The organism is Sinomonas sp. G460-2, assembly GCF_047759905.1.
GTDB lineage: Bacteria > Actinomycetota > Actinomycetes > Actinomycetales > Micrococcaceae > Sinomonas.
Genome location: NZ_JBKZWT010000041.1, coordinates 1 through 20,891, shown reverse-complemented (window position 1 = coordinate 20,891; position 20,891 = coordinate 1). Strand labels below are relative to the sequence as shown.

General features: G+C 68.6%; 19 protein-coding genes and 1 pseudogene. 9 read left to right on the top strand and 11 right to left on the bottom strand.

The genetic code is table 11. From position 1 onward, the window contains the following. Positions 1-146 precede the first annotated feature (146 nt). The 7 genes from ACLN58_RS06605 to ACLN58_RS06575 all read right to left on the bottom strand — a co-directional run bounded on the left by ACLN58_RS06605 (position 147) and on the right by ACLN58_RS06575 (position 8,550). Positions 147-1,322 carry a PQQ-dependent sugar dehydrogenase gene (locus ACLN58_RS06605; protein ID WP_415854472.1) on the bottom strand — a complete coding sequence of 392 codons (1,176 nt, stop codon included), beginning with the start codon at positions 1,320-1,322 and terminating at the stop codon, positions 147-149. Between the two features lie 161 nt (positions 1,323-1,483). Next, a complete protein-coding gene (locus ACLN58_RS06600; protein WP_415854471.1) occupies positions 1,484-2,248 on the bottom strand; it encodes a DUF427 domain-containing protein in 765 nt (254 codons plus the stop codon). A gap of 52 nt (positions 2,249-2,300) precedes the next feature. Beyond that, positions 2,301-3,992, bottom strand: coding sequence for a phospholipase C (locus tag ACLN58_RS06595; RefSeq protein ID WP_415854470.1), 1,692 nt, complete (start codon positions 3,990-3,992; stop codon positions 2,301-2,303). A gap of 128 nt (positions 3,993-4,120) precedes the next feature. Then, the gene (locus ACLN58_RS06590; protein ID WP_415854469.1) at positions 4,121-4,762 is read right to left on the bottom strand and encodes a TetR/AcrR family transcriptional regulator; all 642 of its coding nucleotides are present in this window, start codon (positions 4,760-4,762) and stop codon (positions 4,121-4,123) included. Positions 4,763-4,803: 41 nt separating this feature from the next. Beyond that, positions 4,804-6,069, bottom strand: coding sequence for a phenylacetate--CoA ligase PaaK (gene paaK / locus ACLN58_RS06585; RefSeq protein ID WP_415854473.1), 1,266 nt, complete (start codon positions 6,067-6,069; stop codon positions 4,804-4,806). Between the two features lie 179 nt (positions 6,070-6,248). Then, positions 6,249-6,920 (bottom strand): hotdog fold thioesterase, encoded by a 672-nt coding sequence (locus ACLN58_RS06580; protein ID WP_415854468.1) that lies wholly within the window; start codon positions 6,918-6,920, stop codon positions 6,249-6,251. A 214-nt stretch (positions 6,921-7,134) separates the two neighbouring features. Then, positions 7,135-8,550, bottom strand: a complete 1,416-nt coding sequence (locus ACLN58_RS06575; RefSeq protein ID WP_415854467.1) for an MFS transporter — start codon at positions 8,548-8,550, stop codon at positions 7,135-7,137. Positions 8,551-8,703: 153 nt separating this feature from the next. On the opposite strand from ACLN58_RS06575, the gene ACLN58_RS06570 reads away from it, so the two are divergent. Further along, complete coding sequence (locus tag ACLN58_RS06570; protein WP_415854466.1) at positions 8,704-9,282, top strand: TetR/AcrR family transcriptional regulator; 579 nt, start codon at positions 8,704-8,706, stop codon at positions 9,280-9,282. Positions 9,283-9,291: 9 nt separating this feature from the next. Here ACLN58_RS06570 and ACLN58_RS06565 read toward each other — a convergent pair whose 3' ends face one another. The 3 genes and pseudogenes from ACLN58_RS06565 to ACLN58_RS06555 form a co-directional block, all read right to left on the bottom strand. Beyond that, positions 9,292-11,502, bottom strand: coding sequence for a S9 family peptidase (locus ACLN58_RS06565; protein WP_415854465.1), 2,211 nt, complete (start codon positions 11,500-11,502; stop codon positions 9,292-9,294). Between the two features lie 62 nt (positions 11,503-11,564). Continuing rightward, the gene (locus ACLN58_RS06560; protein ID WP_415854464.1) at positions 11,565-12,626 is read right to left on the bottom strand and encodes an LCP family protein; all 1,062 of its coding nucleotides are present in this window, start codon (positions 12,624-12,626) and stop codon (positions 11,565-11,567) included. Beyond that, a pseudogene (locus ACLN58_RS06555) lies at positions 12,548-12,736 on the bottom strand (pentapeptide repeat-containing protein); the annotation flags it as partial. The pseudogene ACLN58_RS06555 and the gene ACLN58_RS06560, both read right to left, overlap by 79 nt. A 216-nt stretch (positions 12,737-12,952) precedes the next feature. On the opposite strand from ACLN58_RS06555, the gene paaA reads away from it, so the two are divergent. The 7 genes from paaA to ACLN58_RS06520 are packed head-to-tail and all read left to right on the top strand — an operon-like array spanning position 12,953 to position 19,188. Beyond that, positions 12,953-13,951, top strand: coding sequence for a 1,2-phenylacetyl-CoA epoxidase subunit PaaA (gene paaA / locus ACLN58_RS06550; RefSeq protein ID WP_415854463.1), 999 nt, complete (start codon positions 12,953-12,955; stop codon positions 13,949-13,951). After that, positions 13,951-14,289, top strand: coding sequence for a 1,2-phenylacetyl-CoA epoxidase subunit PaaB (gene paaB / locus ACLN58_RS06545; RefSeq protein WP_415854462.1), 339 nt, complete (start codon positions 13,951-13,953; stop codon positions 14,287-14,289). The genes paaA and paaB overlap by 1 nt, the downstream gene beginning before the upstream one ends. Then, positions 14,286-15,200: a 1,2-phenylacetyl-CoA epoxidase subunit PaaC gene (gene paaC / locus ACLN58_RS06540; RefSeq protein WP_415854461.1), complete on the top strand. Its 915-nt coding sequence runs from the start codon at positions 14,286-14,288 to the stop codon at positions 15,198-15,200. Before paaB ends, paaC begins: the two co-directional genes overlap by 4 nt. Then, positions 15,194-15,703, top strand: a complete 510-nt coding sequence (paaD, locus tag ACLN58_RS06535; RefSeq protein ID WP_415854460.1) for a 1,2-phenylacetyl-CoA epoxidase subunit PaaD — start codon at positions 15,194-15,196, stop codon at positions 15,701-15,703. Before paaC ends, paaD begins: the two co-directional genes overlap by 7 nt. A gap of 37 nt (positions 15,704-15,740) precedes the next feature. Then, positions 15,741-16,928 (top strand): 1,2-phenylacetyl-CoA epoxidase subunit PaaE, encoded by a 1,188-nt coding sequence (paaE, locus tag ACLN58_RS06530; RefSeq protein WP_415854459.1) that lies wholly within the window; start codon positions 15,741-15,743, stop codon positions 16,926-16,928. Positions 16,929-16,961: 33 nt separating this feature from the next. Next, positions 16,962-17,756 (top strand): enoyl-CoA hydratase/isomerase family protein, encoded by a 795-nt coding sequence (locus ACLN58_RS06525; RefSeq protein WP_415854458.1) that lies wholly within the window; start codon positions 16,962-16,964, stop codon positions 17,754-17,756. A 10-nt stretch (positions 17,757-17,766) separates the two neighbouring features. After that, positions 17,767-19,188, top strand: a complete 1,422-nt coding sequence (locus tag ACLN58_RS06520) for a glutamate decarboxylase (RefSeq protein ID WP_415854457.1) — start codon at positions 17,767-17,769, stop codon at positions 19,186-19,188. Positions 19,189-19,234: 46 nt separating this feature from the next. Here the strand turns inward: ACLN58_RS06520 and ACLN58_RS06515 are convergent, their stop codons facing one another. Continuing rightward, entirely contained in the window at positions 19,235-19,966 is a 732-nt protein-coding gene (locus ACLN58_RS06515; RefSeq protein WP_415854456.1) for a transglutaminase domain-containing protein, read from the bottom strand. Between the two features lie 175 nt (positions 19,967-20,141). Between ACLN58_RS06515 and ACLN58_RS06510 the strand changes: the two genes are divergently transcribed. Continuing rightward, on the top strand, positions 20,142-20,891 hold a 750-nt coding region (locus ACLN58_RS06510), incomplete at its 3' end, for a DUF222 domain-containing protein (RefSeq protein ID WP_415854455.1).

Sequence of the window (20,891 nt, the reverse complement as noted above, 5' to 3'; positions counted from 1 at the left end):
TCGCGGGGGAGGCGAGCGACGTCGCGGTCGCCGAGGAGCTCACCGGCCTCGAGCCGGGGCACCCGCTGCACGGCGCCGTCGTCGGTCTTGTGTCCACGGTGCGGAAGGCGCGCGCGGCAGGCTAGTTTCTAGCTGCCTCGTTCGGTTTAGAGGGCGACGCGGAGAATTCTCGACGCGTCGCCCTCGTTCGTCAGGAGCCACAGCTCCTTCCCACCGGGCACGGGCGCGACGTCGCGCAGGCGGCCGAACTGGCCCCGGAAGTGCTCCGTGGCCCCCGGGAGCGTTCCGCTCCCGTCGGGCGTGTAGCCCGGACCGGGCAGCGGAACGCGCCACAGGCGCTCACCGCGCAGGCACGAGACGTAGGCAACGTCGTTGACCACGGCGATGCCGCTCGGCGAGGCCTCCGCGGCGGAGGGCCACACAAACGCCGCGGGGACGCTCCGCCCGCTTCGGGCCGAGCCGGTGACCGTCGGCCAGCCGTAGTCCGCGCCGGCAGTGATGAGGTTGAGCTCGTCGTTGCGCTCGGGCCCGAATTCGCTCGCCCACAGGCGGCCGTGCGAGTCCCACGCGAGCCCCTGGACGTTGCGGTGGCCATAGCTGAAGACGGCGGTCCCGAACGGGTTGCCGGGCGCGGGGGAGCCGTCGGGCGCGACCCGCAGGATCTTCCCGCCGAGGCTGAGTAGGTCGGGACTCATGGTGCGCGTGTTGGCGTCGCCCGTCCCGATGTAGAGGTGGCCGTCCGGGCCGAAGCGGATCCGGCCGCCGTCGTGAATCACGGACGCGGGGATGCCGCTCACGATCACGCGCTCGTCGCCGAGCTTCTTCCCGTCCCAGGCGAGGCGCACCACGCGATTCGCGGCGGCGGTTGCGTCGGTCTCCGAGATGCCCGGGCCTGACGTGCCCGTGTAGTACGCGTACAGGAGCCCGTCGCGCTCGAACGTCGGGGAGGCTTCCAGGCCCAGGAGCCCGCCCTCGCGCGTCCCTTGGCGCACCGTGACCTGGCCGACGGGCTGGGCCGCGCCGCCGCCGGGCGGGATGCGGAGGATGCGCCCCGAGACGCGCTCCGAAACGAACGCCGAGCCGTCCGCCACGGGCGCGAGCGACCACGGCGAGCTGAGGTGCTCGGCCACAGTGCCCACGAGCCGGGGCATGCCCGGGCCGGTGGCCTCCGGGGCGGGGCTCTTCTTGGGGGCGGCCCCGCCCGCTCGCGACGACGCCGACGATTCAGCGGACGGCGGCGTGCACGCACCGAGTGCGCCCGTGGCACCCAGCGCCGCAACCAGCGCAAGGGCAGACCGACGGGTCACCGGCAAGGAGGGCATGATGTCACCCTGTCAGGTTCGGCGTACGGAACAAAGGAGGGCAGAGAAAAACCTGCATCGCGCCATTGAGATGCAGGTCACGTCTGTGAGTGTAGGCACGCGCTCACTCCGATTCCAAGCGCCTGTGAGCGGACGTTGCCAAGCTGTTATCACTTAATCACTTAGGTCCACGCCGTGGCCGGCCGCGCGGGAATCCGACCGTCCACTTCGACGTCGGTGCGCTCGTCGAAGAACGCGACGAGGCCGTGGATCTGCGCCATCTCGGGAAATTCGGGGCCGTAGGACCACGCTACGGGCCGTCCGTCTCCGAGCCCCGGTGCCGTCCAATAGTGGGCGTGCCCCTTGTATGGGCAGACGGTCACGAGCTCCGCGTGCTCGAGGAGGTCCCAGTTCACGTCCTCGCGCGGAATGTACGTCCTGGGCGGCAGCTGGCCCTCGAAGAGGATCACGGAGCGCGTCGTCGCGGCGAGGACGGTCCCGTCGAGAAGCACCCGGACGCGGCGAGACGTCGCGCGGATGTCGATCCGGGCGAACGGGTCCCGGGGATGCCCCACGACAAGCTCGTCCTCCTCGAACCAGTCGAACGCTTCTGTTTCCAGCACGATGTAGCCGCTGAGGTCGGGGTCGCTCAGCCGGAACGCCTGGCCGGCCGCGGTGTGGGCGCCCGCCCTCACGGTGAGCAGCTCGCCGTCGGCCGTATGGTTCGCACGGCCCTCGCCGGGGGCGGCCGGCTCGAGGCGAGCCACGACGTCGTCCTCGGGGACCGCGTGGACCGGAAGGTGACGCCCGGGCTCCCACACGACGATGGCGCGGCGCGAGTCGAGTATGAGCTCGTCGCCGAGCCGCGCGCGGAGCCGCTTGGCGGTCGGCTCGTAGCGCAGTTGGGGGACGAGGCGCTTGAGTTCCGCGGAAATGCGAGTGGCCACGAGACCAGCTTGGTCTCGTGGCCACCGCTTGGCAACGGGCGTTCAGCGGGGACTAGTCGCTGTTCTTGCCCTCGGTGTCATCGCCCTTCGAGACCACGTTGCCCGAGTTCGGGTCGAGGATGACCTTTGACTCGCGGCCTTCGTCGGAGAAGTTGAACATGTTGCCGAGCGAGCCGGCGAGCTGATCGAACGAGCCGTCGCCGAGGCGGCCGAGCTTCCAGTTGTCCTCGATGAAGCGGAGGATCGACGACTGCTGCGTCTGCGTGTGGTCCACGAAGTTGCGCTTCGCGTATGGGGAGACCACGAGCAGCGGGAGGCGCGGGCCGGGGCCGCAGCGGTCCTGGTAGCCACCGAGGATCGACGTGCCGGACTTCGCGGCGTTGAGGCACCACGCGGCGTCGTTCGTCGGGTCGTTCGAGGCGTTGGTGACCTTCGTCGCGACGTGGTCGTACCAGCCGTCGGAGTCATCGTAGGCGAGGACGATCGCGGTCGACTCCCAGTTCTTGGATTTCTGGATCGCGTTGATCTCGTTGACCACGAACTGCTGCTCGTCGATCGGGTCGGAGTAGGAGGCGTGCGCGTCCTGGTAGTTCGGCGCCTTGAGGAAGGACACGGCCGGCATGTTGTCCGAGTCGACGACCTTGTTGAAGTCCGTCATGTCGTACTGGTGGTTCGCCTGGCCGTTGTGGCCGATCTCAGCGTCGGAGGCCGGCGCGAGGTGGTGCGGGTTGGCCGTCGACGCGTAGTACTGGAACGGCTCGTGGTGCGGGTTGTAGTCCGTGCGGGACGCGCCGACGATGTTCGCGTGCGCCGTGGTGCACTGGGCGTAGTCGACGCCCTTGATGTTCTTCGTGCCGTTCGGCGTGAAGCCGCCCTGGAACCAGCCCCACGAGACGTTCTTCTCGTTGAGCATGTCCCCGACGTTCTTGCCCTGCATCGCCGCGAGCGCGTAGCTCTGCGAATGGCTGTTGTTCGAGCAGTCGTCGTACGCGGGATCCGGGTCCTCGGTCACGGTGCCGACGCCCTTCGCGTTGGGGGACTTGACCGTGTAGTCGTCCGGCGTCGCGGTCTGCTTGCCCGTGAACGGGTCGACGCTGACCACGCCGTGCGTCTGGCCCGAGACGAGGTTGAGCGCGCCGGGGGTCGACGGGCCGAACTCGTCACCGAAGCTGTTGTCGCTCATCGCGAAGTTCTGCGCGTAGTTCCAGAGGCCCGTGACGGTGTTGCCGTCGTAGTAGCCCATCGTGAGGCCCTTGGTCTGGTAGCGCGGGTCGCCGGCCTTGCCGCAGACGTCGGCGCTCGTGTATTCGACGAACTTGTTCATGAGCCCGTTGTTGAACGCCTGCTGCTCGGGCTTGTAGTCGTGGTCCTGATCGCACGTCACGGACTGGCCCGGCGTCAGGCGCATCGGCTGGACCGAGTTCGGGTTGTTCGGCGCGAGCAGGTTCGCGTTCGCGAGCGTGTCGATCTTCTTGGGCGTGTTGTGCGCCGCGGTGAAGGACGACGCCGGCGCGCCAGTCCCCTGGACCTTCTCACCGGCGGTGTTGGCGGCGTTCGGATAGGTCGCGAAGTAGTGGTCGAACGAGACATTCTCGCCGAAGATGACGACGACGTGCTTGATCGGCGTGGTGGTCGTGGCAGGTGCGGCCTGGGCAGGCAGTGCGGCGGTGATGGCTCCGCCCGCAGCAACAGCGAGCCCGAGAGCGCTCGTCGCGGCTGCAGCGCGGACGCTGAACTTCGGCATCTGATAATCCTTCTCGAGAGCGGTCATACGCGTCCCCCCGCGAAGACCCTAGTCCCGCCGATTACCCCCGAAGCAGGAGTTGCCGATCAATTCAGCAAGAGTTCACCCTCGAACCCGTCGTCAAGAAGTCAGCCCGCACGTAGCCCATCGAACAGCACCGCGACCACATCATCCGCGAGCTTCTCGGGCGTGAGGGCGCCCCCGGGCCGGTACCACTCGACGATCGAGTTGATGGTGCCGAACAGGAGGCGCGAGACGGTGCGCGGATCGATATCGCTCCGCAGAGTCCCCTCCGCACGGGCCTCGTCGATGAGCCCAGCCACCTTGCGGTCGAAGGCACGGCGCCGCTCCATGGCCTTCCGCTCGGTTTCCGTGTTGCCGCGCAGCCGCAGCAGGAGCGTCACGAACGGCAGCCGCTCGGTTAGCACCGCCACGGTCGATCGCACCACGAACTCGAGGCGGTGCTCGGCCGTGCCCTCATGAACCTCAGGGGCCTCCCACACCGACTCGAGCCCGCCGAGGGCCTGCTCGAGCGCGAGCGCGAGCAGGTCTTCCTTCGAGGGAACGTGGTGGTAGATCGCCGACTTCGAGATGCCGAGGTTCTCCGCGAGGATCCCCATGGAGGTCGCGTCGTAGCCGTGGCGGTTGAACACCTCGACGGCGACCTTCAGCACGGACCGCTGATCGTAGCCGGGGCGTCCCCGGCGTCCGGAGGGCGCGGGGCCAGAAGAATCTGGCCCTGGGGTCTCAGTCGTAGCGGCGGAAGGCATGGGGTCCAGTCTAGGTGGGGTGGGCGGCCAGCCGGGTCCGGCTAGCCCTTGGTGCGGAGGTCGTAGATGCGGCGCAGCTTGCCGTTGGAGCGCTCGAGCGAGCCTGGTTCGACCACGTCGATGCGGCACGACGAGCCGATATGGATCTTGATCTGCTGGCGCAGGGCTGCGCCCGCGGCGGTGCGCTGCTCCGCCGTCGTCCCCTCCCGCGGCTCGATCTTCACGGTGAGCTCGTCCATGCGGTGGGGGCGGGTGATCTCGAGCTGGAAGTGGGGGCTCAGCGCGGGGATGCGGAGCGCGATCTCCTCGATCTGCGACGGGAACAGGTTGACGCCGCGCAGGATGATCATGTCGTCGCTGCGCCCCGAGATACGGCCCATGCGGCGGTGGCCGGGACGGGCCGTGCCGGGCTGGAGGGTCGTGAGGTCCTTCGTGCGGTACCGGATGATCGGCAGGGCCTCCTTGGTGAGCGACGTGAACACGAGTTCGCCCGTCTCGCCGTCCGCCATGGTCCTCGTGAGGTCGAATGGGTCCACGATCTCGGGGCGGAAGTGGTCCTCCCACACGTGGCTGCCGTCCTGCGTCTCGACCGATTCGCCCGCGACGCCGGGGCCCATGACCTCGGAGAGGCCGTAGATATCGCACGCCTTGATGTTGAACATCTCCTCGAGCTCGTGGCGCATCTCCTGCGTCCACGGCTCGGCGCCGAGCACGGCGTACTTGAGCGACGTCGCGCGGGGGTCGAGGCCCTTGTGCATCATCGCGTCGCCGATGGTCAGGAGATACGTCGGCGTGCAGAGGATCGCGTCCGGGGCGAAGTCGCCGATGAGCTGGATCTGCTTCTCGGTCTGGCCGCCCGACATCGGAATGACCGTCGCGCCGAGCTTCTCCGCGCCGGCGTGCGCGCCGAGCCCGCCCGTGAAGAGGCCGTAGCCGTACGCGTTGTGCACCTTCATGCCAGGGCGGACGCCCGAGGCGCGCAGGCAGCGGGCCACGAGCGTGGCCCACGTGTCCAGGTCCTGGCGCGTGTAGCCCACCACCGTGGGGCGGCCGGTGGTGCCAGAGCTCGCGTGGATGCGGGCCACGCGGTCCATGGGGACGGCGAACATGCCGAACGGGTATTCCTGGCGTAGGTCCTCCTTCGTGGTGAAGGGGAACTTGGCCAGATCGGCGAGCTCCTTGAGATCGCTGGGGTGAACCCCGGCCTCGTCGAACTTGCGCTGGTAGAGCGCGACGTGGCTGTACGCGTAGTAGAGCGTCTCCTGGAGGCGGGTGAGCTGGAGGGCCTCGATCTGGTCGCGCGACATGGTCTCCTCGGCGTCGAGGATCGCGGGGCCGAATTCTGACTTCTCTCGCGCGGGAGCGGCGGTGATGTTGGCGGCGGTCTGAGTCACGGTGTCTCTTTCGGGGTGGGCTGGGGCGGCTGGCGGCTGTTAAAGGGCGGCGCATACGACGGCGGGGCCGCGCCTCGCGCCTGGGTCGGCGCCTAGCGCTTGGGGATGGTGCGCGAACGGCCCCGGAACTCGGCGATGAGCCGAGGCTCGGGCACCCGAGCCGGGGACGCGCCGTCGGACGCGGCCTGAGTTGGCGCTGTTTCGGTGGGCGCTGTTTCGGTCGGCGCTGTTTCGGTGGGCGCGGTTTCGGAGGGCGCCGTTTCGGAAGCCGGCGTCGCGCGAGGAGACGTCGCGAAGACTTGGACGTCGTAGAGCCCGCTTCGGCCGGCCGCTGCGCGCCGGGCGGCGACGGCGGTGATGCGCTCGCCGACGTGCGCCGGCGCGAGGAAGTTGACGTCGACGCCGGCGGCGACGGTGATCGTGTTGTCGTCCTCCTCGGGCGTGTGCGGGTTGCACGCGAGGGCGAACGCGGAATCGGCGATGGCGAAGATCATTCCGCCGTGGGCGATCCCGAAGCCGTTGAGCATTTCGCGGCGCAAGGTGGTCGCGACGGTCGCTGACCCGTCTCCGAGGGCGAGGACCTCGAGGCCCATCCATTCCGTTGCGTAGTCGTCGGTGAGGATGGGGTGCGCGGGCGAGGGGAGGGGCGTGGCGTGGTGGGCCACATGCGCCGGGTGGGCCAAAGCGTCTCGGTGGGCCAAGGCCCTCTCACGGGCCAAGGCGTCTCGGTGGGCCAGTGTGTCCGGGTGAGCAGCGTCGCTCATAGAGATTCCTCGCATTTCTTTACCGAATGTTCATTAGGTAATCCCATGCGCGAGGATGTGTCAAGGAAACAAAGTCACCTTCCCGCCGAGGGCAGTCACCTTCTCGCCGAGAAGTCAGTTCGAAGCTGACTTGTGGGCGAGAAGGTAGCTGCGGACGGCGAGAAGGTGACTTCGGCGACGGCGAGAAGGTGACTTCGGTGGCGGCGGGCGCCGGTCAGGCCGAGGCCTCCCGGTTCCGCCTCACGGCGAGCCCCACGACGGCCGCGAGCGCGACGATGGAGAGGATCGTGGCCGACCAGAATCCGGCGCGCCCGCCGGTCACGAAGTCGCCCGGGACCGCGAACGCCGCGAACGTGGACGCCACGATGGCGAGCCCCACGGCGCCGCCGAGCTGCTGCATCGTCTGGAACAGGCCGGACGCGGACCCGGCGTGCTCGGGTTCGACGTTGCGCAGGGCGAGCGTCGTGAGCGGCATGAACGTCATGCCCGCCGAGATCCCCGTGAACAGGAGGGCGACGGCGACGAGGGCGAAGCTCGTGTTCGAGCCCAGCTGCGTGAGCGGAAGGAATGCGACGACGCGCAGCGCGGCGCCGATGATCACGAGGCGGACGGCCCCGATGCGCTCGACGAGCCGCGGGATGATCCGCGACATCGCGAAGATGCTGAGCGGCATCGGGAGGAACGCGAGGCCCGTGACGAGGGGCGAGAAGTGCAGCTGGTCCTCGAGGTACTGGACCATGAGGAAGAACATCGCGAGCATCCCGCCGTAGGTCGCTGCCATGGCCGCGAGCGCGCTCACGCGGCTCGGGCTGCGGAGCAGCTGCGGGCGGAGCAGGGGGTGGGCAACCCGGCGCTCGGTGTAGGCGAGCAGCGCGAGCAGGACGGCGCCGACCACGAGGCCGCCGAGGGTGCGGGGGCTGAACCAGCCGTAGTCGGGTGCCTGGATGAGCGCCCACACGATTGCGACGGCGCCGCCTGTGGCCGTGACCGCGCCGAGGATGTCGAAGCGGCCCGTGCGGCGCGGGGTTTCGGCGACGAGGCGCGGCACCATGATGAGCACGACGGCGCCGATCGGCACGTTGATGAAGAGGGTCCACCTCCAGTTGGTCGTGTCGGTGAGGACGCCTCCGAGGATGAGTCCGAGCGCCCCGCCCATCGAGGCGATCGCGGAGAAGAGCGCGAGGGCGCGGTTGCGCGCGCCCTCGTCCTTGGCAGAGGTCGTGATGAGCGCGAGCACGCTCGGGGCGGCGAACGCGGCTCCGAGGCCCTGGAGGGCGCGGGCGATGACGAGCAGGAGCGGCGAGGTAGCGAGTCCGCCGAGGAGCGAGAAGAGCGTGAAGGCCGCCACGCCCACGAGGAACGTGCGGCGCCGGCCCATCACGTCCCCGACGCGGCCGCCGAGGAGCAGGAGCCCGCCGAATGCGAGCGCGTAGCCGTTGAGCACCCAGCTGAGTTCGGAGCTGGAGAAGTGGAGATCGGTCGCGATGTGCGGAAGGGCGACGTTCACCACGGTCGAGTCGAGGACAAGCATGAGTTGAGCGAGCATGACCAGCCACAGGCCGACGTTCCCGGCGCGGCGGCTGGTGGGCGCGACCCCGCTGGGGGCGCGGGTGGCAATGGTGGGAGCCATGAGTTTGAGTCCTCAAGGTAGGCGTACACTAAGGGGAGAGATGCTCCGCTTAGAACTATACGGAGACTATCTCCGGTTTGCAAGTGGATGTGAGAGCACCGGTGTTAAGAGGACCGGGGCATCAGGGAACAGGTTTGAGAGGAAGTGGTTTCTGTGCGCGCTGACGCTCGCCGCAACCGCGATCGGATCGTCGAAGTGGCGCGCATGCTCTTCCGGACGAAGGGCTATGACGCCGTCTCGATGGACGAGGTCTCGAAGGCGGCAGAGGTCGGCACCGGAACGCTCTACCGGCACTTCCCGACCAAGGAGGACCTCTACGACGCGGTCCTCGAGGCCTGGGCCGAGAGGGTCAACTCGGCGGTCGAGCGCGCCCTCACCCTCGAGGCGCCCGCGCGCGAGCAGCTCGTGGCGTGGCTCGCGGCCTACGCGGCGATGCTCACGGAGCACAAGGGCGCGGCTGCGCGCATCACGGCCGCGCTGGGTGATCCGGGCTCGCCGTTCGCGGCGAAGTGCCAGACCTACCTCGGCGCCAACCAGCGCATCATCGACGCGCTCGCCCCCGCCCTGCGGCCGGGCGTCGAGGCCATGCAGATCAGCCGCCTCGTGGGTGGCGTGGCAGCCGTGGCGGACAACAGCGAGATCCCGGCCGACGCCGTCGCGTCGATGCTCGCGATCGTCGCCGATGGGCTGCTCGCGCCCGAGGGCGCGAGCCGGCCCCAGCTGGTTGGCTGATCAGGCTCGTCAGCTGATCAGGTTCCGTGCCCCGAGCGCGTCCGCGATGAACGCGTAGTCCCAGGCCCGGTCCTTCCACGCCTCGTAGCGCCCCGACGCGCCGCCGTGGCCCGCGTCCATCTCCGTCTTGAGCACGATCGGGTTCGCGCTCGTCGTCGCCTCGCGCAGCACCTGGACCCACTTTGCGGGCTCGACGTACAGGACGCGCGTGTCGTTGAACGACGTCACGGCGGCCACCGCGGGGTAACCGGCGGGGCGCACGTTCTCGTACGGCGTGTACGACTTCATGTATGCGTAGACCGCTGAGTCCTCGATCGGGTTGCCCCATTCCTCCCACTCAAGCGCCGAGAGCGGCAGCTCGGGGTCGAGGATCGTTGTGAGCGCGTCGACGAACGGCACCTGGGCGACGGCGGCGGCGTACTTCTCCGGCGCGAGGTTGAGGGCCGCGCCGATGAGCAGCCCGCCGGCGGAACCACCCATGCACGCGATCCGCGTGGGATCGGCCCAGCCGGAGGCCGCGAGCCAATCGGTCGCGGCGACGAAGTCCGTGAACGTGTTCCGCTTGAGCAGCTTCTTGCCGGCTTCGTACCATCGGCGGCCCAGCTCCCCGCCGCCGCGGGTGTGCGCGACCACGAACACGACGCCGCGGTCCAGGAGGCTCAGCCGCGGGATCGCGAACGCGGGATCCATGCTCACCTCGTACGAGCCGTACCCGTACACGAGCGCCGGGTTCGTCCCGTCCGCCCGCACCGACGCCTTCCGCAGCACGGACAGCGGAACCTGGGTGCCGTCGTCGGCCGTCGCCCACGCGCGCTCGGCGACGTAATCCTGCGGGTCGTAGCCGCCCAGCACCGGCGTCTCCTTCCGGAGCAGGAGCTCGCCGGTCGCGAGGACGTAGTCGTAGACGCGCGGCGGCGTGAAGAAGGACGTGTAGCTGAGCCGCGCGACCGGAGCGCGATAGTCGGAGACGCCGGCGCCGGCCGTGTAGAGCTCCTCGCCGAACGCGGGCTCCGCGAACGACGGCGCGCGGCCGGCTTCCGCGGCGACGAGGGCTTCGGCGAGGGGCGCGAAGCGGACCGTCTCGATCGTGTCGCGGCGGAGCGCGACGAGCAGGTGGCTCGCGGTGACCTCCGCGCCCTCGATCTTGACGGCGTCGTCGTGCGCGACGACCGTGGTCCAGCGCTGCTCCGCGAGGGGCTTCGCGAACTCGGCGAGCGGCGCGGTCGAGACCATGCTGTTGACCGCCGCTTCCCCTTTGGCATCGCGGTTGTGGACGAGCAGGACCCGTGTCGCGCCGTCTCGCTCGAAGAGCTCCGCCGAATGGAGGATGCGCTCGTCGCGACCCAGGAGGAGCTCGAGCCGCGCCTCGGCGTCGTCGAGGTCGAGGTAGCGCGTCTCGCTGTACTCGGAGTTGCCCACGCTCACGAGCAGCCAGCGGCGGTCGCCGGAGAGGTCGATCGAGGTCCATTGGGCCACGTCTCGCTCCTCGTAGAGCACCGCGTCCTGCTCGACGGGCGTGCCGAGCACGTGGACACGGATCTGGTAGGGGCGCCACGACTCGTCGGCCACGACGTAGTAGAGGCGGCCGCCGTCGGTCGAGAACTCGAGCCCGTAGAAGACGTTCTCGATGACCTCGGGGAGGTGATCGCCCGTGCGGAGGTCCCTGATGCGGAGCGTGAACGTCTCGTTGCCCGCGTTGTCCACGGAGTAGGCGTACAGGCAGCCGTCGCGGCTCACCGTTGCGCCGCCGAGCGCGAAGAAGGGCTTGCCCGCGGCCTCGGCGTTGCCGTCCAGCAGCACCGCCTCGCCGGGTACGGGCTCCCCGGGGACGACGGCGGGAGGCGTCCAAGCCTCGACGTCGCCTGCCGCGCCGGACGCGGCCACCCGGCAATACACGGGGTACTGCTGGCCTTCGATGGTGCGCGAGTAGTACCACCAGTCGCCCAGGCGGCTCGGCACCGAAAGGTCCGTCTCCTGCGTGCGGCCCTTGATCTCCTCGAAGATCGCGTCCCGGAGCGGCTGCTGTCCCGCGGTCACCGCCTCGGTGTACGCGTTCTCCGCCTTGAGGTGGGCCACGACCTCGGGGTCCTCCTTCTCCCGCAGCCACTCGTACTGGTCGACGAAGACGTCGCCGTGGTGCTCACGCGGGGAGGGGACCTTCTTCGCGACGGGCGGGACGGCGGTGGACGGCGTGGCAGCACGGGAGGGGGCTTCGCTCATGAGCCCACCCTAGCCACTCGCTCCGACATCGGTGCCGGGGCCGGACGCTAGTGGCGGCCGCGCTAGTTACCGTTCGTCAGGTCGTTGTCCTTCACGTATTGCGGCATGGAGCCCTTGGCCAGAGCGGTGGCGAGGGCGCTGGTCGCGGGGGCGTTGAAGATCACGATCGACTGGCCGTCGGTGGACCAGCCGATTCCGCTCGTGGGGAGCGTGAACGAGACGATGTCGCTCGCGCGGACATTGCGGAGCTCGAAACCGAGCTTGGCGACCGCGGCCGCGTTCAACGACGAATCGACCGTCAGGTAGGGCGATAGCTCGTTGACCACGTTCGCGACGGTCACGGGGTTGGCGACCGTCTGCGGGGATGCGAGCTTCCCGACGAGGGCCTTGATGAAGTTCTGCTGGTCGCGCACGCGCTGGTAGTCGCCGTCGGGGAACGCGTAGCGCTCTCGGACGTAGGCGAGCGCCTGGTCGCCGTTCATGGTTTGCGGGCCAGCGTCGAAGTGGTAGTTCGAGGTCTGGCCGGCGGTGAACGGGATCTTCACGTCCACGGTGACGCCGCCCACGGCATTCGTGAGGTCCTTGAAGCCCGAGAAGTCCATGAAGACCACGTGGTCGATGCGCTGGCCGAGCAGTGATTCCACGGTCTGCACCATGAGGGGAACGCCCCCGAAGGCGAGGGCGGCGTTGACCTTCGCGCTCCCGTGTCCGGGGATCGGGACCCAGAGGTCGCGCATGATCGAGATGAGGTAGACGCTCGTCCGGTCGGCGGGGATGTGCACGAGCAGCATCGTGTCCGATCGCTGGTCCGAGGGGATCCCGGCCTCGGCCTGCTCGATCGTGGCGCCGCGGCTGTCCGTGCCCACGAGGAGGATGTTGATGGGCGTCTTGCCATCAGGGGCGGCCGGCGCGGGTTCGGACGGCCGCGTGGACTCCTGGGGGAAGGCCATAGGGATCTTCTGCGTCTTCGTGTCGAACGTCGTTGCGAGGCTGCCGATGTAGACGATCGCGATCACCGCCGCCACGACCACGAGGGTGAGGGCGCTCAGGATCGCGATGAGGGCCGTGCGCTTCCTCCGCCGCACCTGGAGCGCGGTCGGCTTCCCAGCGGATTCGTCAACCATTCCCATGGCCCCTGACACTCGATGAAACGGCACTCGATGAAACGGCACTCGATGAAACGGCACTCGATGAAACGGCACTCGATGAATCGGCACTCGATGAATCGGCACTGGCCGAACCGGACGTGGACCTTTCCTGAGAGCCATTAACCGCCCGGATTCGGCGCGGGACCATCGGTCTTTAGCCCTGATTTGGCGGGTCTCACTGCTCTGAGTCGGCGGGTCTCACTGCTCTGAGTCGGCGGGTCTCACTGCCCTGATGCGGCTTGACGAGGCCTGCCCTCCCGCATATTCTGAACGAACGGTCGGTAATTATTTGAGGAGGAGCTATGGCAGCTGCGCCCCTGCAGCCCGTGCCTGCGCCCGCGTCCCCGGTGGAATTGTCCGAGGCGGACGTGGCAGGCCAGGCGTATTTTGACCGCATCATCGCCGAAGACTCTCGCATCGAGCCGAAGGACTGGATGCCCGCGGCCTACCGCAAGACGCTCGTGCGCCAGATCTCGCAGCACGCCCACTCCGAGATCATTGGAATGCAGCCCGAGGCCAACTGGATCACGCGCGCCCCGAGTCTCAAGCGCAAGGCCATCCTCATGGCGAAGGTCCAGGACGAGGCTGGCCACGGGCTCTACCTCTACTCGGCGGCCGAGACCCTCGGGACCCCCCGTGACGTGCTGAACCAGCAGCTCCTCGACGGCAAGGCCAAGTACTCCTCGATCTTCAACTACCCGGCGCGCAGCTGGGCGGACATGGGCGCGATCGGATGGCTCGTGGACGGCGCGGCGATCGCCAATCAGGTTCCGCTGTGCCGCGCGAGCTACGGCCCCTACGGGCGCGCAATGGTGCGCATCTGCAAGGAAGAGTCGTTCCACCAGCGCCAGGGCTTCGAGATCCTCCTCGAACTCTCCCACGGCACGCCGGAGCAGAAGCGGATGGCGCAGGACGCCGTCGACCGCTTCTATGCGCCCGCGCTCATGATGTTCGGCCCGCCGGATGACGACTCGCCCAACTCGAAGCAGTCCATGGCGTGGAACATCAAGCGCTTCTCCAACGACGAACTGCGGCAGCGGTTCGTGGGCATGATCGTGGAGCAGGTCAAGGTGCTCGGCCTCACGCTGCCGGACCCCGACCTCCGTTTTGACGAGGAGACGGGCACGTGGATCCACATGGAGCTCGACTGGCAGGAATTCAAGGACGTCATCGCGGGCCGGGGCCCGTGCAACGCGCAGCGCATGGCCCGGCGCCACGAGGCGCACGAGGACGGCGCATGGGTCCGCGAGGCGGCACGCGCCTACGCGGAGAAGCAACTGAAGAAGGTAGGTGCCGCCTGATGAGCCAGGACACCACGGGCCACGACATCACGGGCCAGCAGACCACGAGCCAGCCGGCCAACATCTGGCCCCTCTGGGAGGTCTTCGTGCGGTCGAGCCGCGGCCTCTCCCACGTCCACGCGGGCTCGCTGCACGCGCCGGATGCCGCGATGGCGCTGCGCAACGCCCGCGACCTGTACACGCGCCGCAACGAGGGCGTGTCGATCTGGGTTGTTCCGTCGGACGCGATCACGGCCTCCGACCCCGACGCGAAGGGCTCGTTCTTCGAATCGCCGCAGGGCAAGGACTACCGCCACGCGACGTACTACACCAAGAGCGAAGGCGTGAAGCACCTGTGACACCGGCCCAGGCGCCCCAATCGGCCCAAGCACCCCTATCGGCCCAAGCACCCCAATCGGCCCGTACTGACCACTCGCTCGACAGCTTCGGCGACGCCGCGGCGTCGGCCACCCGCGTCACCCCAGGCAACGCCCTGCGACCCGAGGACATCGCGCTCAGCCCCGAGAAGCCGAACGACGACGTCGCGGAGTACGCGCTGCGCCTCGGCGACGATTCGCTCATCCTCGCGCAGCGGCTGAGCCACTGGATCTCGCGCGGCCCCGAGCTCGAGGAAGACATCGCGCTCGGCAACATCGCGCTCGACCTCCTGGGCCACGCGCGTTCGTTCCTCATCTACGCGGGGCACGCGCTCGGCAGGTCCGAGGACGATCTCGCCTACTGGCGCGAAGAGGAGGAGTTCCGCTCGGCCTGGCTCTTCGAGCAGCCGAACGGCGACTTCGGCGTGACGATCGCGCGCCAGCTCATCGTCTCGGTCTACCAGCGCCTCCTCTACTCGCGGCTCGTCGACTCGACCGACCCGACGATCGCGGCCATCGCCGCGAAGGCGCTCAAGGAGGTCGACTACCACCGCGACCACGCGACGCAGTGGACGCTCCGCCTCGGCGACGGCACCGAGGAATCGCACGTTCGCATGCAGGCCGCGCTCGAGCTCGTGTGGCCGTACGTCGACGAGCTGTTCGACGACGATCCGCTCATCGATCGGATCGGCGCGGCCGGCGTGCGCCCGTCGACGCTGCGCGGCGAGTTCGACGCCGAGATCGCCGCTGCGATCGACGAAGCCACGCTGTCCCTGCCCGCGCTCCCACGGGCCATGGGCGGCGGGCGCCGCGGCCTCCACACGGAACATCTCGGCTACCTCCTCGCGGAGATGCAGGTCCTCGCGCGCAAGCACCCGGGCGCCACATGGTAACGACAGCCAATATCGTGACCGACGCCGACGTCCTGGCCCTCGCCGCGACCGTCAACGACCCCGAGATCCCGGTGCTCAGCATCCGCGACCTCGGGATCCTCCGCGACGGCCACGTCGACGCGGACGGAACGGTGCGCCTCACCATCACCCCGACGTATTCGGGCTGCCCCGCTATGGACGCCATCCGCGACGACCTCGAGCGCGTGTTCCACGACGCGGGCCACGAGCGGGTCCAGGTGGACCTTGTCCTCGCGCCCGCGTGGACCACGGACTGGATGACGGCGGAGGGCAAGGCCAAGCTCGAAGAGTATGGGATCGCCCCGCCCACGGGCGCGGCGAACGCCAGGCCCGCCGGCCCCGTCAAGCTCGGCCTCGCGGTCAAGTGTCCGCGCTGCCACTCGCTGCACACCCGCGAGCTGTCCCGATTCGGCTCGACCTCGTGCAAGGCGCTCTACGTGTGCCAGGACTGCCACGAACCCTTCGACTACTTCAAAGTGCTCTGATTTTGAGGCCAACACCGATGATTTTGAGGCCAACACGATGACCGACCAGCTGACCGACATCGGCACCACCCGCCGTCGTGCGTCGTTCCACACGCTCGAGGTAAGCGAGGTGCGCCGCCTGACCAACGACGCGATCGAGGTGACGTTCGCCGTCCCGCCCGCGCTCGCCGACGAGTACGACTACATCCCGGGGCAGTACGTTGCGCTCCGCTCGCAGCTTCCCGATCCGGCGTCCGGGGAGGCCCGGGAGATCCGCCGCAGCTACTCGATCTGCGCGGTGCCGCGCCGCTTCGAGGACGGCAGCAGCGAGATCCGCGTCGCGATCAAGAAGGACCTCGGGGGCCAGTTCTCGACGTGGGCCAACGAGCGCCTCGCGGCTGGCGACACGCTCGACGTCATGAGCCCGGCGGGCGCGTTCATCTCGAAGCACAGGATGACGGGCCTCAACGACCCGACGAGCATCGACACGGAGCGCGAGCACACGTTCGTCGCGGTCGCGGCGGGCTCGGGCATCACGCCGGTCATCGCGATCGCGAAGACGGTCCTCGCCGCGAATGAGAACGTGCGCTTCGACCTCGTCTACGCGAACAGGGCCGCGATGGATGTCATGTTCGTCGAGGAGCTCGCGGACCTCAAGGACAAGTACCCCGCGCGGTTCGCGCTGCACCACGTGCTCTCGCGCGAGCAGCGGATCTCGCCGCTCCTCTCGGGCCGGGTCGACGCGGAGAAGCTCACCACGCTGCTCAACACCGTGATCCATGCGGACGACGTCGACGAATGGTTCCTGTGCGGGCCGTTCGAGCTCGTTCAGCTCGTGCGCGACACGCTCTCCGCGCGGGGCGTCGAGCCCGAGCGGGTGCGCTTCGAGCTCTTCACGACCGGCACGCCGACGCGCCTCGAGGGGAACATCGGCCGGCCCGTGGTCGAGGACGAGTCGGGGGAGACGTTCGAGATCGAGTTCCGCCTCGACGGCCTCTCCGGCGTGGTCAAGAGCCCGGTCTCCGCGAACGAGACGATCCTCAACGCGGCCCTCCGCGTCCGCGCCGACGTCCCGTTCGCGTGCGCGGGCGGCGTGTGCGGCACGTGCCGTGCGAAGCTCGTCAAGGGTACGGTCGAGATGACCGAGAACTACGCTCTCGAACCGGACGAGATCGAGCGCGGCTACGTCCTCACCTGCCAGTCGCACCCCACCTCGGAGGCCGTGACAGTGGACTTCGATGCCTAAGAACCCGCCCGCCCCGATGCTGAGGAGCGCCCCGTGATTTCACTGACAGTAGGGGGCGGGGTCGCCGAGGTGGTTCTCGACGCCCCCGGCAAGCTCAACGCCGTCGACCCCTCCGCGCTCGCCGAGCTTTCCCAGGCGTACGACGACGCCGCTGCCGCCGCCTCCCGCGGCGAGGTGCGGGCGCTGCTCTTGCGCGGAGTGGGCCGCGCGTTCTGCGCGGGCCGCGACATCTCAGGCGTCGACCCGGCGGACGACGACGTCCTCGGCTACCTCGGCGGGCTCGTCACACCGCTCATGCAGAAGATGGCGGCGTTCCCTGCCCCGACGTTCGCGGCCGCCCAGGGGGCGACGCTCGGGGTGGGCCTCGGGCTCCTGCTCGCGACCGACGTCGTCTATGTCGCGAACAACGCCAAGATCGGTTCGCCGTTCGCCAACCTCGGCGCGACGCTCGACTCGGGCGGGCACTGGTACTTCACGGAGCGCCTCGGCATGCATCGCACGCTCGACCTCGTCTACACGGGCGAGCTCATGACCGGCGAGGAGGCCGTGCGCGCCGGCCTGTTCAGCCGCGCGTTCCCCGCGGACGAGCTGCTCGAGCGCACGCGCGAGGTCGTGGCGCGGGTCGCGCAGGGCGCCACGGGCGCCTTCGTGGCCTCGAAGGAACTCGTGTCCCAGATCCGCGATCGCCGCCTCGGGCTCTGGGAATCGATGGACGCGGAGAACAAGGCGCAGGCGGCACTGTGCGATTCGGAGGACTACCGCGAGGGGTTCAAGGCGTTCCAGGAAAAGCGAAAGCCGGTGTTTTCGGGGAAGTGGCCCGTCTCATAGGCTGGGGCGCGTGACCGCTCCTCGCAGAACGTCCCATCACGCAGCCAAGCAGCCGACCAACAAGTCCTCCCTCAATGTCGAGCTGAACCCGCTGTTCAGCCGTCCGGGCGAGGCGACCGAGTTTCCCCGCTACACGATGCCCGAGGGCACGTCCCTGCCCGCGACCGCGTACCAGATCGTCCACGACGACGCGATGCTCGACGGCAACGCGCGACTCAACCTCGCCACGTTTGTCGGCACGTGGATGGAGCCCGAGGCCGGGCGCCTGTACTCCGAGACCGTCGACAAGAACATGATCGACAAGGACGAGTACCCCAAGACCGCGGAGATCGAACACCGCTGTTGGCGCATGCTTGCGGGCCTATGGAACGCGCCCGACCCGGCCGGCGCCGTCGGCACGTCCACGATCGGCTCCTCCGAGGCCTCGATGCTCGCGGGACTCGCGCTCAAGCGCCGGTGGCAGCACGCTCGCCGGGCCGCGGGGAAGCCGACGGACCGCCCGAACCTCGTGATGAGCTCGGCGGTGCAGGTGTGCTGGGAGAAGTTCTGCAACTACTTCGAGGTCGAGCCGCGGTACGTGCCGATCTCCGCCGAGCATCGGGTCCTCGACGGCCACGGGCTCGAGCAGTACGTCGACGAGAACACGATCGGCGTCCTCGCGATCATGGGCGTCACGTACACGGGCATGTACGAGCCAGTGCGGGAGATTGCTGCGGCCCTCGACGCGATCCAGGCCTCGACCGGTCTCGACGTGCCGATCCACATTGACGGGGCCTCCGGCGCGATGGTCGCACCGTTCCTCCAGCCCGAGCTCGAGTGGGACTTCCGCGTGCCGCGGGTCGTCTCGATCAACACCTCGGGGCACAAGTACGGGCTCGTCTACCCCGGGCTCGGGTGGGTCGTGTGGCGGGATCGAGCGTCGCTGCCCGACGATCTCGTGTTCCACGTGAGCTATCTCGGCGGCGACATGCCCACGTTCGCACTCAACTTCTCGCGACCGGGCGCGCAGGTGCTCCTGCAGTACTACTTGTTCCTGCGGCTCGGGGTTGAGGGCTACCGTGCGGTGCATGCCTCGTGCCGCGACGTGGCCGAGTACCTTGCGCGCGAGATTGGGGCCATGGCGCCGTTCGAACTCTGGAACGACGGTTCGGACATCCCGGTCTTCGCGTGGCGGCTCAAGCCCGGACACACGGACAAATGGGACCTTCACCACCTTTCCGACCGGCTCCGCATGGCTGGCTGGCTCGTCCCGGCCTACCCGATGCCGGACGGACTCGCGGACCTCACGGTTCAGCGCGTCGTGGTGCGCAACGGGTTCACGCGCGACCTCGCCGAGAGCTTCCTCGAGGATCTGCGGGCCGCCGTCGTTTTCCTAGACTCTGCGGACTCGGCGTTCCCGAACCCAGGGCATGCGGTGGCATTCCACCACTAGGTGTCTCGTCAACAGATTTGGGGTACCGGGCCTGTGTCTGGCATCGTCAGCGGATCAGGTCTTCCGGCACCCTCAGATCCTTGTGGTCGTACAGCGCTCTCACGGCTGCGGGATCGTCCGTGGCGCACACGTTCGCCAGCTCGTCGAGCAGGGAGTCGTAGTCCGCACCGGTCCTTCCTGCGTAGGCATCGGTCATGCGCCCCCACTCATCCCATGGAAGGGTTTCGACCTTGTTCAAGGCTGCAAGATCCTTCACGGCGTTGCCGCGGATCTCGGCCGGACCCCAGTTGTGGGTTCCGTGGACGCCGAACCGGGAAGCGTCGATCTCGCCACTCCGATAGGCCTCCCACGCCTCGCCGCCGGTCAGGAATTCTCCCGGCCGGAGGTCGTGCGGGTGGGGCACCACGGTCCGCCCGAGGATTTCCGAGTCGATGCGGATCCAGCGCTCGTCGTTCTCGTCCCAATACTCGGTGATCCAGTGGTCGAGTCCCTGTCCACGCTGGAAGTAGGTGGCGAAGCCACAGCGAACGCGGGCAGCGACGCCTCGGTAGCGCAGAAGGGCGCAGCTCAGCACGGCGAAATGCCGGCAGGTCCCGACCAAGCGCCTGTCCGGTTCGCGGGCAGTGGTCACCGGCGCCGGGTCCAGCGCAAGCAACCGCCGGACCAGCGAGTGTGCGGGCCGAATCTGATTCTCGTCGAAGCGATCTGCAGGGAGATTCAATGCGTGCGCGTCGGTGGGCTGGATGACAAGGTTGTGGACTGGCAGGCAGATGCCCACGGGATCATCAGCCACCGGCTCGAGCGAACGCGAGTCTATGCCGTCAAGGCTCGTGAACGGCCCAGGGGACGAGTAGTCGATGACCTCTGCCATGAGACCGATCCTACGCGACATTGTCGAAAATAACTACGAATTGACGCTTGATGATCGAACAGTTGTTCGATATGCTGGTCGCATGGTCAATGTGGGGGATTGGCAGGATGCCGTCAACGGCATCCTGGGGCGCGACGAGTCGGGGCCCGATTGTCGGGACATCGAGTTCTTCGCGGGGCGCCTTGGCTCCTCGCGGGGAAGCTCGAGCCTGGCCGGGCCCGAGCTGATCGATCGCATCGCCGTCCTCGAACGGCTCAAAGCCGCTGCGTCTGCCGAACAGGCGCGCGCGCAAGTCGCGTTCGCCGAGCTGTGTGCCTCAGGGGACGACGCGCGGGCGGTCGCCCTTGAGGGTAAGACCGGGCGCAGCGCGGTGAAAGCGCGAGAGCGATCAACTGCCTCGCAGATTGCCCTGGCCCGAAGTGTTTCGCCGTCGAAGGGCTCGCGGCTTCTGGCGGCCGCGAAACGAATCGTGGGGGAGATGCCGCACACGCTCGCCGCCCTCTCCGCGGGGCGGCTCAACGAAGATCGGGCGGTCTGGCTGGCCGAGGGAGTCGAGGTGCTCTCGCCTGCTGATCGAGCCTCGGTCGACGTGGAGCTGTGCGGCGATCCTCGGCGGCTTGAGGGGCTCGGCGACCGCGCGGTTCAAGACGCCGTGCGGGCAAGTGTCGACGCGATCGACGACGCCGCCCAGCTCGCGCGAGTCCATCAGGCCGAGGCCCGCCGACGAGTCACTGTTCGGCGGCTTCCCGACTCCATGGCCCAGCTCACTGCGATTCTTCCGGTGGCGCAGGCGGCGGCGGTTGAGGGAGCTTTGCGGCAGGCCGCGGCCGCC

Excerpts from the sequence above, each read along its gene's own strand:
- ACLN58_RS06575 (WP_415854467.1), bottom strand. The coding sequence starts at position 8,550 with ATGGCTCCCACCATTGCCACCCGCGCCCCCAGCGGGGTCGCGCCCACC.
- ACLN58_RS06560 (WP_415854464.1), bottom strand. The coding sequence starts at position 12,626 with ATGGTTGACGAATCCGCTGGGAAGCCGACCGCGCTCCAGGTGCGGCGG.
- paaD (WP_415854460.1), top strand. The coding sequence starts at position 15,194 with ATGGTAACGACAGCCAATATCGTGACCGACGCCGACGTCCTGGCCCTC.
- ACLN58_RS06590 (WP_415854469.1), bottom strand. The coding sequence starts at position 4,762 with ATGCCTTCCGCCGCTACGACTGAGACCCCAGGGCCAGATTCTTCTGGC.
- paaA (WP_415854463.1), top strand. The coding sequence starts at position 12,953 with ATGGCAGCTGCGCCCCTGCAGCCCGTGCCTGCGCCCGCGTCCCCGGTG.
- ACLN58_RS06605 (WP_415854472.1), bottom strand. The coding sequence starts at position 1,322 with ATGCCCTCCTTGCCGGTGACCCGTCGGTCTGCCCTTGCGCTGGTTGCG.
- paaK (WP_415854473.1), bottom strand. The coding sequence starts at position 6,069 with ATGTCGCGCGACCAGATCGAGGCCCTCCAGCTCACCCGCCTCCAGGAG.
- ACLN58_RS06580 (WP_415854468.1), bottom strand. The coding sequence starts at position 6,920 with ATGAGCGACGCTGCTCACCCGGACACACTGGCCCACCGAGACGCCTTG.
- ACLN58_RS06595 (WP_415854470.1), bottom strand. The coding sequence starts at position 3,992 with ATGCCGAAGTTCAGCGTCCGCGCTGCAGCCGCGACGAGCGCTCTCGGG.
- paaE (WP_415854459.1), top strand. The coding sequence starts at position 15,741 with ATGACCGACCAGCTGACCGACATCGGCACCACCCGCCGTCGTGCGTCG.
- paaB (WP_415854462.1), top strand. The coding sequence starts at position 13,951 with ATGAGCCAGGACACCACGGGCCACGACATCACGGGCCAGCAGACCACG.
- ACLN58_RS06565 (WP_415854465.1), bottom strand. The coding sequence starts at position 11,502 with ATGAGCGAAGCCCCCTCCCGTGCTGCCACGCCGTCCACCGCCGTCCCG.